The organism is Oceanobacillus sp. MO10714A (assembly GCF_037072045.1).
GTDB classification, from domain to species: domain Bacteria; phylum Bacillota; class Bacilli; order Bacillales; family Amphibacillaceae; genus Oceanobacillus; species Oceanobacillus indicireducens.
On the sequence record NZ_JAXHDC010000067.1, the window covers coordinates 1 to 12,081 of the forward strand.

12 protein-coding genes are annotated in these 12,081 nt (G+C 36.6%); 1 reads left to right on the forward strand and 11 read right to left on the reverse strand.

Features of this window, described 5'->3' with window-relative positions; genetic code table 11:
- Positions 1-196 precede the first annotated feature (196 nt).
- Both SPD53_RS18415 and SPD53_RS18420 read right to left on the reverse strand, forming a co-directional pair.
- The gene (locus SPD53_RS18415) at positions 197-1,528 is read right to left on the reverse strand and encodes a 6-phospho-alpha-glucosidase (RefSeq protein ID WP_336253420.1); all 1,332 of its coding nucleotides are present in this window, start codon (positions 1,526-1,528) and stop codon (positions 197-199) included.
- Positions 1,529-1,543: 15 nt separating this feature from the next.
- Positions 1,544-3,142 carry an alpha-glucoside-specific PTS transporter subunit IIBC gene (locus tag SPD53_RS18420; RefSeq protein ID WP_336253415.1) on the reverse strand — a complete coding sequence of 533 codons (1,599 nt, stop codon included), beginning with the start codon at positions 3,140-3,142 and terminating at the stop codon, positions 1,544-1,546.
- 330 nt (positions 3,143-3,472) lie between these two features.
- On the opposite strand from SPD53_RS18420, the gene SPD53_RS18425 reads away from it, so the two are divergent.
- Positions 3,473-4,180 (forward strand): MurR/RpiR family transcriptional regulator, encoded by a 708-nt coding sequence (locus SPD53_RS18425; protein ID WP_336253421.1) that lies wholly within the window; start codon positions 3,473-3,475, stop codon positions 4,178-4,180.
- A 327-nt stretch (positions 4,181-4,507) separates the two neighbouring features.
- Here SPD53_RS18425 and hxlA read toward each other — a convergent pair whose 3' ends face one another.
- Genes hxlA through SPD53_RS18470 form a run of 9 tightly spaced genes read right to left on the reverse strand, consistent with a single transcriptional unit; the run spans position 4,508 to position 11,905 of the window.
- Complete coding sequence (hxlA, locus tag SPD53_RS18430; RefSeq protein ID WP_156855214.1) at positions 4,508-5,131, reverse strand: 3-hexulose-6-phosphate synthase; 624 nt, start codon at positions 5,129-5,131, stop codon at positions 4,508-4,510.
- Positions 5,132-5,146: 15 nt separating this feature from the next.
- Positions 5,147-6,097, reverse strand: a complete 951-nt coding sequence (locus tag SPD53_RS18435) for a sugar kinase (protein WP_336253416.1) — start codon at positions 6,095-6,097, stop codon at positions 5,147-5,149.
- A gap of 22 nt (positions 6,098-6,119) precedes the next feature.
- A complete protein-coding gene (gene rpiA, locus SPD53_RS18440; protein ID WP_156855216.1) occupies positions 6,120-6,791 on the reverse strand; it encodes a ribose-5-phosphate isomerase RpiA in 672 nt (223 codons plus the stop codon).
- A gap of 32 nt (positions 6,792-6,823) precedes the next feature.
- Entirely contained in the window at positions 6,824-8,110 is a 1,287-nt protein-coding gene (locus tag SPD53_RS18445; protein WP_156855217.1) for a TRAP transporter large permease, read from the reverse strand.
- The gene (locus SPD53_RS18450; RefSeq protein WP_156855218.1) at positions 8,110-8,595 is read right to left on the reverse strand and encodes a TRAP transporter small permease; all 486 of its coding nucleotides are present in this window, start codon (positions 8,593-8,595) and stop codon (positions 8,110-8,112) included. Before SPD53_RS18450 ends, SPD53_RS18445 begins: the two co-directional genes overlap by 1 nt.
- A 21-nt stretch (positions 8,596-8,616) precedes the next feature.
- Positions 8,617-9,642: a TRAP transporter substrate-binding protein gene (locus tag SPD53_RS18455; protein ID WP_156855219.1), complete on the reverse strand. Its 1,026-nt coding sequence runs from the start codon at positions 9,640-9,642 to the stop codon at positions 8,617-8,619.
- 29 nt (positions 9,643-9,671) lie between these two features.
- On the reverse strand, positions 9,672-10,310 hold the full coding sequence (locus SPD53_RS18460) for a bifunctional 4-hydroxy-2-oxoglutarate aldolase/2-dehydro-3-deoxy-phosphogluconate aldolase (protein ID WP_336253417.1): 639 nt from the start codon (positions 10,308-10,310) through the stop codon (positions 9,672-9,674).
- A gap of 16 nt (positions 10,311-10,326) precedes the next feature.
- Complete coding sequence (gene hxlB, locus SPD53_RS18465; RefSeq protein WP_336253418.1) at positions 10,327-10,884, reverse strand: 6-phospho-3-hexuloisomerase; 558 nt, start codon at positions 10,882-10,884, stop codon at positions 10,327-10,329.
- Between the two features lie 16 nt (positions 10,885-10,900).
- Entirely contained in the window at positions 10,901-11,905 is a 1,005-nt protein-coding gene (locus tag SPD53_RS18470) for a LacI family DNA-binding transcriptional regulator (RefSeq protein ID WP_336253419.1), read from the reverse strand.
- Positions 11,906-12,081: the final 176 nt, after the last annotated feature.

Consider the following 12,081-nt stretch of genomic DNA (forward strand, 5'->3'; position numbering starts at 1 on the left):
GATATAGTGATCAGCTGATTGAAAAGTCTAATCAACTGTATGATGAGCTGTTAGATTCCTCTCCCCGCTCCTTTACTGGATAAACTACAGCTAATAAAATATTAGAAATATGAAGAGAGGTAGATTCACCTACATTAATTAATACCTCTCTTCGATTTTTTAAACTTACTCTTTTATCACATTTGTAATGGTACACTTAAGATAATTCGGGCCAGAACTCCTTGTTAGCTTCATATAGATCATCTAGCAGTTCTTTTGCCACTCTAGCATTAGGAACAATTTTTGAAAGTGTCAATGCTTGCCATAGTTTTTGATATGAGTTCTCTATCCAAGCTTCTACAACAAGCTTTTCAACTGCTACTTGTTGTTCCATCAATCCCTTTTGAAAACGAGGGATATTTCCCATTGTTAATGGTTCGGGACCTTGACTTCCTACAACACAAGGTACTTCTACCATCCCTGTAGAATCAAAGTTATTGATAGCACCGTTGTTTTCAACGATTAGAAGCATACGTTCTTTCGTGTTATAAGCTATGGCACGTGCTAAGTCAACGATAAACGAAGCGTGTTCATCAATTTCAAGTTCTGTATCTTTAGCAGTTTGATTGTCAATAATCTTTTGACATTCACCGAACACAAATTTTTCGCGACCATCCATTACCTCATTAGCTCTTGTATACTCTTTGTTAGAGTGAGCAACCTCATCATCTGCATAGAAGTAATATTTTAAATAGGTATTTGGAACTGTCTCAGGATCAAGTGCTTGGACATCTTTCGCTTTGGCAAATGTGCTATTCCAGCTTGCCTCGGAATGTTGTTTACTTTTATCGGTTGTTACATAGCCATGCTTAGATACATGCTCTCGAATTTCGGGTAACAGATCATTTCCTTCTTTATCTCTAATATCAAACCACCAACCGAAGTGGTTTAGACCATAATATTTTACATCCAATTCTTTTCTAGAAGATAAACCAATGGAAGATGCCATTAATTCTTCAATTCCAATCGGCATGTCGCAAATATTTAATATTTTTGAGTTTGGACGTAATCTTCGCGTTGCTTCTGCGACAATTGCAGCTGGATTCGAATAGTTTAAGAACCACGCATCAGGTGAATACTTTTCCATATAGTCAACAAGTTCAATGACTGGACCAATTGAACGCATTCCATATGCAATACCACCTGGTCCGCAGGTTTCTTGTCCAACTACCCCATGTCTTAAAGGTATTTTTTCATCTTGTTCACGCATTACGTATTTTCCGGCTCTGATATGTGCCATAACAAAATCTATGCCAGTAAAAGCTATTTCAGGATTAGTAGTTTCAACAAAATTTATTTCAGGTGCTTTTTCTTTTAGTAATACTTTACAAGCCCCAGCAATTATTGCTTGTCTTTCTTTATCGTTATCATAAAGTTTCACTTCTTTAATTGGGAAACGATCAAGGTTTTCTAAAAGCATTAATATAATACCTGGAGTAAATGTACTACCTCCACCAGCAATTGTAATAGAAAATTTCCTCATTTTTATTTCCTCCTTAAAATTTTACTGATTCTTATTTAGTATTTGATCGATTGAATCACGGACCTGCGGAACGGATAATCCAACAATAATTTGAATGCTTTTTTTATTTCTTACCACACCGTGAGCATCACCAAGCTCTTTGAAGTAAGCATCTTCTTTAACTATACTTTCATCATTTACAGTGACCCTTAAACGCGTTGCGCAGTTTGTGATGTCTACAATATTAGCTACACCACCTAGTCCTTCTAAAAAAACATCTGCTTTGGTCGCATAATCATTATTTACAGAATCATCTTGCTCACCAGATGCTTCCCCTGTTTTTTTGTTTTTATAATCTTCTTTTGTATAAAGAGTTGTTTCATTTTTATCATCTCGTCCAGGCATTGGGATATCAAATTTTAGTATTAAGAACCTGAACGTAAAGTAATATATGAAAATGAATATTATTCCGATGATAATTTGAGTGAGATATACACCCCAATGATTACCCATTAACGGAACCCAGTTAGTTGCAGCAATTTCAATGAGACCACCTCCCATGTTACCGCTTACGAGTCCGAAAGCATACATTATTGTAACCATTGTTGCACCTAATAAAGCATGAATTGCAAATAGGTATGGTGCAATGAATAAGAAAGTAAATTCAAGTGGTTCTGTAATTCCTGCAAATACAGCAGTTAATGTGGCCGCAAGCAGTAATGCACCTACTTTTTTACGTTGATCTGGTTTTGCTGTGTGATACATCGCATAAGCAATACCTATGGAAGCGAACATTTTAATATTTCCTTGTAGTAAGAATCCACCGCCTGGATAAATATCTCTTAGGGACTCGGTTGTCTGAGAATACTCTGTTAAGTGAGTAATCCAATATGGTTTTGCTCCTCCATCTATGACTGCTGGGCCGTATTCAAACGGGGTATAAATAAAGTGATGTAGTCCTGTAGGAATTAAAATACGTTCCAAAAAATGAAATAGCCACACACCTATATACTTAGATGAAACCAAAAATCCCTGCAAAGAAGCAATACCATCTTGTACCATTGGCCATAACCAACTTGTAAAAAATGCTAACGGTGCCATAATTGCAAATGATATCATTACTACAAAAGGAGTACCTTGGAAAATACCTACAGCCTCTGGTAACTTTTTGTCATAGTAACGATTATGAAGCCAAATGACGATAGCGGAAATAAAGATAGCACCAATTATATTAGTGTCTAATGTTTTAATTCCTGCAATTTCTTTTAATCCACTGGTTCCACCAGCCTCAGCTGCAAAATCAACACCAAACGCTGGCCCCCAAATATCTAAAATACCGTTAATGAAGTAGTTAAATGTCAGGTAGCCCATTACAGCTGCTAAGACCGCTCGACCAGGTGCTTTTTTGGCTAAAGATATCGGTAAACCGATTACAAAAACCAGCTCCATTTGATTGAAGACTGTCCAACCGCCATTTTCAATCAATGACCATATTTGGTACCAAAGCCCATCAGGGTTTGCTAATTCTCCCATGACAGCTTCGTTTTTGAAAAGGGTAGCTAAACCTACAATAATACCAAAGAATGGAAACAAGAGAACTGGCACAATCATTGCGCTTCCAAATCTTCGAACCGCCTTCATAATTTACACCCCCATGTAAATCTATTGATAAACATTTTCTAAGAATAACTTTTCATTGGCTTTCTACAATCGTATGCCTCCTTCAATGTGATGGATGTCAACGAAAAATATTCTATCATTTTTCATTGATACATTTAGTATAGTGTTGGCAATGGGCCGATTCAATAGGATTAGAGCCATTAGGGAAGGAAATGATAAGTATGAGAGCGCATTCAAAAAGTGGGAATTTTCCCAGTGTAAATATGAAATGCTATAATGGAAGTAATTCTAATGATAAGGTAGGAGAACTCAATGAAACTAGTAATGCTTATTAATTAGAATTATGAAAAACTGAATGAAAATGATTTGTCCGTCCTTCAGTATGTATTAAGTAATAAGGATAAATGCTATAATCTCAGTATCAATGAGTTGGCAGATATTTGTTTTGTTTCTCGTTCATCTATTCATAGACTTGCCAAAAAGTTAGATTTTAACGGATTTAGTGAATTTAAAACATTTTTAAAATGGGAGAGCCAATCTGAATATCATACTGGAAATTTAAGCGAAACACTCCATTCTGATATATTACAAACATTTAAAAATTTAAATACAGTCGATTTTCGAAGTATTAGTGAAATACTTTTAAATGCTAATCGTATTTTTATACATGGAACTGGAACGGCTCAACAGTTTTGCGCAGCTGAATGTCAGCGTATGTTTTCCATAATTCAGACATATCTTATCCTTATACATGATCAAGTAGAATTTGATGCAATGTACCGTGGTATGAATGCCTCAGATGTTGTCATTACGATTTCTTTATCAGGGGACACACCTGAAATCGCATCCAAAACTAAACAACTCAACGCAAAGGGGGTAACGGTTATCACCATTACCAATCTTCAAAATAACAAACTTGCACAAATGTCGCCTTATAATATATACGTAACAACCACAGAGGAGTTAACAACACATGGCTTGGGTATCACGTCATTTGTTCCTTTTTATATTGCTATTGAAAAAATGTACCGCGAATTTATAGTTTATGCCAATTGTTAAATACATATTTTCCTTTAGTTCTTAATATTTAATGATAAACAACTATGGTATGAAATAATAAAATATTGAATAAAATGCTGGGGAAATCACTTAAAACAGTTGTTTTAAAATAGTGGAGAAATTAATGTGGAAAATGGACGGAGGGACAGGTTCCTTGTAGACTGTCTCATTAGTCTTGGACGAGTACCTGTCCCAGAACTGTTTTTCTTAAGCAATTACAACAATTTTATATAAAATATTAAAGCACTTAGAACTCCAGCAATCAGCTTCTTTTCATCATTCTCTTTCAATATTAATGAAACCAAATTTTTACTTTATAATAAAACTTTAATATTGATTGATTATCCTTTTCATTTCCGAAGCTACAAGGTTTGGATTATCTGCTGCTGTTATCGCACTTCCGACAATGATGATATCTGGTTTCTCTTCGATAATTTCAGGCAGTGATTCCAAATTAATCCCACCTGCCACCGCTATTTCTAACGGTGATCCCTTTACTAGAGAAAACAAATCGGTTGTAAAACCTCCTTCTGCTTGTCTGTCTTTCCCAATATGAAGGCTAACAAGCCTTACACCTAGCTGTTCAAGTTCTTTAATTCGTTCCTTTGAATGTACCTCGAGCAAATCAACCATCACCTGAGTCCCCATCTCTTCAGCTGTGTGCAACACCTCTTTTATCGTCAAGTCAGACGATAATGCCATAACTGTCATTATATCTGAACCGGCTTTAAAAGCCTGGTACGCTTCATGCCTGCCTGCATCACAAGTTTTCATATCTGAAAGGATTAACTTATCTGGATAACGCTCTCGCATTTCTTTTACAATCATCATGCCATACTCTTTGATAACACCCGTCCCTATCTCAATAATATCAATATGTTCCTTTACTTCTTCCATCAAATGAAAACATTCTTGTTCAGTAAGTCTGTCTAATGCTAATTGTAGCTTCATTATTGCACCTCATTTCTATCGCTCGATACGTTCAATTTCACCTAGTTTCCCTTGAACATCTTCATAATATGGCAATCCTTCATTATCGCCAACAACACTAACAACCATCGAACCAATCGTATTGGCAAAATGCAATGTTTTTTCAAGTGGCCACTTATTCAAAATTCCATAAAGCACACCTGCATTGAAACCATCTCCAGCTCCTACCGTATCAACAACCTTGTTAGATTTTACAGGTGGCGCTTCAACAATTTCCCCCTTGTAATAGCCGACAGAGCCATTTTCACCTTGCTTTACAGCTATATAAGTAACTCCCATTTTTTTCGTCTTTTCAATGATAGCTTTAGGATTCTTCTCACCAATAATAATATCCATTTCTTCATCCCCAGCTAACAAGATATCAACATGTGGAAGAATTTCAGCTAGCACTTGACTTGCCTCTTCCTTGCTCCACATCCGAAGCCTTATATTTGGGTCAAAAGAAATTAGCAAGTTATTTTTCTTCGCTAATTCGATTGCTTTATAGATAACATCGATATTAATTTTACCAATTGCCGGATAAATACCTGTTATATGGAGTATTTTTGCAGTCTTAAAGTATTCTTCATACAAATCTTCAGGCTTCATTGCTAGTGTTGGAGATTTATCACGATAATAAAATGTCCGGACATTTCCATCTTCCATAATTTCTTTAAAATTCAACGATGTAGGATAACCATCCACTAACTTTACCTGTGACATATCTATCCCTTCACCACGGGCAAAATTATAAATATATTTACCGAATTCATCGTTACCTAATCTACTAATATAACCTGCTTTCAGCCCTAAGCGCGAGCAACCAATTGCTAGGTTTAACTCCGCTCCACCAACTTTTTTCTCAAACATATTTACGAATTTCATTGGTCCCGTTGATTGTGGGCTAAATGCAATCATAGCCTCACCAATTGTAATCACGTCATTCATTTCAGCTACCTCCTCTTGACACTTACCTTTGTAAAATGTCAACCGTTCCTTCTCTTGCAACAATCACTTTATGAGCCATTTGCGGAAATAAACCAGTTTCGACAACTCCTGTGATGCTTTTTAATTTTTCATGCAGTGCTTGTGGGTCTTCAATACTGTCAAACTTACAATCTAAGATATAATTTCCATTATCTGATACGAATGGCTGTCCATCCTTTTCCCTTAAAACCGCGACACATCCAGCTGCTGAAATTTGCTCCGTTGTCACCTCAAACCCAAATGGCAGTACTTCAACAGGGAGCGGGAATTCACCTAATTTAGATACAACCTTTGATGAGTCAACAATAATAATAAGCTTATCAGCTGCTCGATCAACAATTTTTTCCCTAACAAGTGATCCACCACCACCTTTTAAGAGATGGAGGTTTGGATCCACTTCGTCAGCCCCGTCAATCGCTATATCAATCTTTGTCGTTGTTGAAAAATCACTCAACGGGATTCCTAATCGTTTCGCATATCGTTCTGTTTTTAAAGAAGAAGGTATACCGTTAATTTTAAGGCCTTCTTTCACACGTTCAGCAAGCTGTTCAAGCATGAAGTTGATGGTGGAGCCAGAACCCAGTCCGACTGTCATCCCATCTTTTATAAATTCTATAGAAGCTTCAGCAGCCATCTGCTTCTGTTTATTTTTCATTATTATCTCTCCTCATAAACTATTAACTATTGCTAAAATAATCCAGGGTTAATCACTTTTGGAATAAAAAATGCAATTTCCGGGAAGAATGCAACAAACAGTAACACAATCAAAATTATTGCAATATATGGAATAACTGCTAAAAACGATCTCTCAATGGACATATTTCCAATTTTTGCTGCAAGTAATAAACATAATCCATAAGGTGGCGTAATTAATCCAATCGCTAATGTAATAACGACAATCAACCCAAGATGAACCGGATCAATTCCAAACTGCAATGCTGTCGGAAGAATGACAGGGACAAATAAAATCATTGCTGGAATTGCATCCATAAACGTTCCAACAAACAAGAAGAATGCAATCACGATAATAATAAATAACCACTCTGTTCCTACATTATTCGTAAAGAACTCCTGCGCAAGCGATCCCAATTGATAATAACTCATTAATTCTCCTAGCGCACTTGCTGCAGCTAATGCAAATAAAGATAAAGAACTCAGTGCGAGGGTATCCATTAAAATACCTGGCAAGTCTTTTACGTGTAACGTTTTATAGTAAAACATACAAACAAGTAGTGTATATACGGAAGCTACTGCAGCAGCTTCCGTAGCAGTAAAGAAGCCTGTAATAATCCCCCCAATGATAATGATTGGAGTTAGCAGTGCTGGGATAGCCTCTATCAATAACTTCATGAACTTTCTAAACTCAACACGCGCATCTCTAGGATAATCCCGTTTAATTGCCATGAAGTAGACGAAAACCATCATTCCTAAGCCAATTAAAATACCAGGTATAATTCCACCAAGAAACAACGCTCCAATTGATGCATTCGTTAGACCTGCAAAGATGATCATTGGAATACTTGGCGGTATAACGACTCCAACTGTTGATGATGCTGCTGTGACCCCAACAGAGGTTTCCTTATCATATCCTTTTTGAAGCATACTCGGAATCAGTATTTTCCCAACACCGGCAGTATCTGCTTGTGCTGCACCAGATACACCAGCAAACATCATCGATACAAGAATATTTGCATGTGCCAGTCCCCCGCGAACTGGTCCCACAATTGCTAAAGCAAGGTTGATAAGTTTTTCTGAGATTTTACCAGAGTTCATTAAATTCGCAGCTAATATAAACAACGGAACCGCAAGCAAAACAAATGAATCCAGCCCATTAACCATGGACATTGGCACGGTAGCCTCAGGTGTGTAAGGGATTCCAAAGATACCTAACAAAGCGACTATCCCGATAACAAATGCTATTGGAACACCAACAATCATTAATATAATAAATAAGCCGAGTAATAAAAATCCCATTATTCACTTACCCCCTTCACTTTTACTGCCTGGACATGATTAATTAAATGGGACACTGAATAAATAATCATCGTTCCTGCCATGATTGGGATAGCTAACCAGACATATCCCATCTTCATTTCTGGTATTGTTGCCCAAGTATAATTCCAAAACTCTGTTACAACTTGCAAACCTAGCAAAAATATACAAATATTAAAAACGATGAGAACCAAATCATTAAATACACTTAAGGACATTCTTTTTTTCCCTTGCAATTTTTGGATTAAGAAATCAAAATTAAAATGTTCTCTACGATTCACCATTACTGCAGCCCCCATAAAGACTGCCCAAATAAAGGAATAGTTCGCCACCTCTTCTGTCCAAATGACAGATACACCCAAATGTCTGGTGACTATTTGCAATATAATAATGAAAAAGAATATACATAGAAATATAACACCAGTAATGATTTGTACTTTTTCAAGTATGTTTACGAAACGCTTCATGATATGACCTCCTTCAATTATTTACTCTAATTCTCTTATCTTCTGCAATAATTCTTCAGCTTCAATCTCTTTTACAAATTCATCCAGGATTGGCCTTGCAATTTCAATAAATTGCTCCCTATCAATCTCGTTGATGATCGCTCCATCAGATATAGCTTTTTCTTTATATTCGATATCCTGTGCATTCGTTGCTTCACGCTCTGCGACTACAGATTGTTCAGCTGCGTCTAAAATAATTTCTTGATATTCTTCTGGGAAATTATCAAATTTTTCTCCATTAAATAAGACGAGTCTGGTCGTGTAATCATGAGCTGTTTCCGTTATATACTTACCATTAGAGGTAGTGTGATGTGCCTGTTGCACAAAAAACGGGTAAGCGTTTTCTGAAGAGTCAACAACATCCTGTTGCAAACCTTGATACAATTCGCCCCATGATATAGATGAAGGGATTGCACCAGTTTCCTTCCAGAAATCAGATATAACTCCAGACGTTTGTGTTCTTAGAGAAAGACCCTTCAGATCATCCACCGTTTCCAAAGGAATTTTCCCGTAGAAATGTCTAACCCCAGCTGACCAATAGCCTATTAGTTTAAAAGAATTATTGGATTTTTCATTGATAATTGCTGCCATTTCTTCCCCAACTTCTCCATCAACTGCTCTTAACCAATGATCATAACTATTAAACAAATATGGAGCAGAAAAAATATCTACTTCTCGAATTCCTGTTTGTGTCATAAGACCAGGCGACACGACTACAAGATCGGCTGCACCAAGCTGCAGCTTCTCAATTAGCTGCGATTCTTCTGTACCAATTGTACCCGCATGCACTTCTACCTCTATTTTCCCATCAGATTTTTCCTCTACTATCTCTTTAAACTTCAGTAAACCGACCTGGTAGGGATTATCAGGTGACGTCTGGTTATGTGCTGTAATCAATTTTATTTTTCCATCATCCTCAACTTCTATATCATTGGTATTACAACCAGCCAATAGAACAGCAAGTGATATAAAAATGATCAGAATAAAAGTATAGTTACAATTTTTCATGTGATAAGCCTCCTTATTAATATTAGTATTTATCCCTCTAGCTCGTTTATCTTTTCTACATACTTTCTTGCTGTTTGTATTAAGTGTTCGTAATCTTCAGCTTTCTTTAATTGCTTTGCGTTTACAAGATTGCTTCCTATTCCAACAGCTATACTTCCTTTAGAAAGGTATTCATTTATGTTCTCAAGCGTAATTCCACCAGTAACCATCGCCTTCACATGCGGTAATGGACCAAGGATATTTTTTACATAATTTGGTCCGAATGCATTGGCCGGGAAAACTTTAACCATTTGGGCACCGCTTTCATAAGCAGTCACAATTTCTGTTGGAGTCAGGACTCCGGGTATGTTTAAGATTCCATAGCGATTTGTTAACTTTAACGTTTCGATATTCAATGTTGGAGATACAATAAATTTCGCTCCCGCCATAATGACAGATCTTGCAGTTTCCGGATCAAGCACTGTTCCGGCACCAATATTTATTTTATCTCCCACATGTTTGACAGCGGTATCAATTACTTGCAAAACATTTGGAGTTTCAGCAGTGATCTCGACTGATTGAACGCCCCCTTCATGTAAAGCATTAAGAATAGGAACAATATTATTCTCATCTGCGTTTCGAATGACAGCTACTATTTTACTTTGTTGAATTTGTTCGATTAAATTCATTCATGGACACTCCCTATTATTCTAGATTTGTATGTTTTTGCTCCAAACTTGTATGGCTGTTTCTATCTGGATTATTTTTTAAAAGATATATAACAACTGCATCAAGCAGCAAGTGCGCCGACTGATCAAATTGATTTCCAAGCGGTTGGATTGTAGTTGGTTCAGATTCCAAACGTTTCTTAGTTGCTGCGGGAATTATAATAAGATAATCACTTATACTTCCTATCTTCGAATCTCTATTTGTTGTAACTAATGCGACTGTTGCCTCTATCTCTTTCGCCCTTTTTGCATAATTTATAAGTGAGCTGGTACTTCCCGACCCCGAGATAATAAGCAGTAAATCATCCGAACCGATACTTGGCGTTATCGTCTCCCCAACAACATAAACCGGATAGCCGCTATGCATTAATCGCATAGCTACTACTTTGCCAATTAGTCCAGACCGTCCCGTCCCTGCTATAAATATCCGGTTTACACGCTCGATTTCCTCTGCTAGTCTGATTGCTTCATTGGAATCAACTTTTTCTAATACTTCCTTTACTTCTAATGCAACTGTGTTAATAATATTTTTCACGGCTGATCACCTTTCTTCAACAAGATTCTCTTATGATTAACTCAGGTTTAAAACGATATACTTTCGTGTCGGTAGATAAACTTTTGTCATGCATCAAATCAAATAGAACTTCTGCTGCTTTTTTTCCCATTTCAAACGCCGGTTGGGCTATTGTTGTCAGTGCAGGATTATAAATACTTGCAAAAGATACATCATCGACATTAATTAATGCCAAATCATCCGGTATCCGCAGCTGCTCTTCTTTTGTGTATGTTAATATTTCAATTAGCGTACGATCGTTTATTGCAAGCAATGCAGTTGGCGGTATAGGTAAACACATCATTTCTTTTAATTTTCTATGCATCTCCTCTATCTCTCCACTTAAAATATAAGTCGGCTCAACCCGGATACCATGGTGCTCCAAGGCCTTTTTGTATCCTTGAATCCGTTCAAATCTTGGTGTAACTTTTTGAGTTAACGGAGGAGAAACCACTCCTATGCGTTCATGTCCCTTTTTCACAAACTCATCAACTGCTAAAAATGCTGCCTGTTCATTATCCAGCAAAATTGTATTAATGGGAATCTCAGGAATTAATCTATCCATAAATACTACTGGATAATTTCCCTCAATTATTCCTTTATATAATTCGACGTTTTCTCCAGTAGGAAATGCGATGATGCCATCTACCTGCTTTGCTCGAAGCATTTCAATATATCGTTTTTCTTTAACCGGGTCATCGTCTGCATTACAAACAATGACGTGGAAATCCTTTTCATTACAAAAATCTTCAATTGCTCGGATAACCTGAGTAGAAAACACATGTAAAATATTCGCTACAATAACCCCTATCGTTGTGGAAGACTTTTGCTTTAATCCCCTTGCCAAAATGTTAGGGCTATAGTTCAACTCCTCAATTGCTTTTTCAATTCGTTTTTTCGTTTGCTCCCCCATATAGTCATAGCGCTGATTCAAATATTGAGAAACTGTACTTTTTGATACGTTGGCATGTTTTGCAACATCCGCTATTGTCGTCTTCTTCATCTATCTTCTCCTAGAACTCTTTACTAAATCGGTTTAGTAAATCGATTTAGTAAAAGTATATATTACTCGTAAGCGTTTTACAAGAGGTTTTTATTATTTTCAAGTTTATAAATACGCTATTCTACCACAAACATTCGTTCATATTACCATTTTACCAATGATTAAACAGCCAAACT

Excerpts from the sequence above, each read along its gene's own strand:
- SPD53_RS18420 (WP_336253415.1), bottom strand. The coding sequence starts at position 3,142 with ATGAAGGCGGTTCGAAGATTTGGAAGCGCAATGATTGTGCCAGTTCTC.
- SPD53_RS18450 (WP_156855218.1), bottom strand. The coding sequence starts at position 8,595 with ATGAAGCGTTTCGTAAACATACTTGAAAAAGTACAAATCATTACTGGT.
- SPD53_RS18445 (WP_156855217.1), bottom strand. The coding sequence starts at position 8,110 with ATGGGATTTTTATTACTCGGCTTATTTATTATATTAATGATTGTTGGT.
- hxlA (WP_156855214.1), bottom strand. The coding sequence starts at position 5,131 with ATGAAGCTACAATTAGCATTAGACAGACTTACTGAACAAGAATGTTTT.
- SPD53_RS18435 (WP_336253416.1), bottom strand. The coding sequence starts at position 6,097 with ATGAATGACGTGATTACAATTGGTGAGGCTATGATTGCATTTAGCCCA.
- SPD53_RS18470 (WP_336253419.1), bottom strand. The coding sequence starts at position 11,905 with ATGAAGAAGACGACAATAGCGGATGTTGCAAAACATGCCAACGTATCA.
- SPD53_RS18455 (WP_156855219.1), bottom strand. The coding sequence starts at position 9,642 with ATGAAAAATTGTAACTATACTTTTATTCTGATCATTTTTATATCACTT.
- SPD53_RS18460 (WP_336253417.1), bottom strand. The coding sequence starts at position 10,310 with ATGAATTTAATCGAACAAATTCAACAAAGTAAAATAGTAGCTGTCATT.
- rpiA (WP_156855216.1), bottom strand. The coding sequence starts at position 6,791 with ATGAAAAATAAACAGAAGCAGATGGCTGCTGAAGCTTCTATAGAATTT.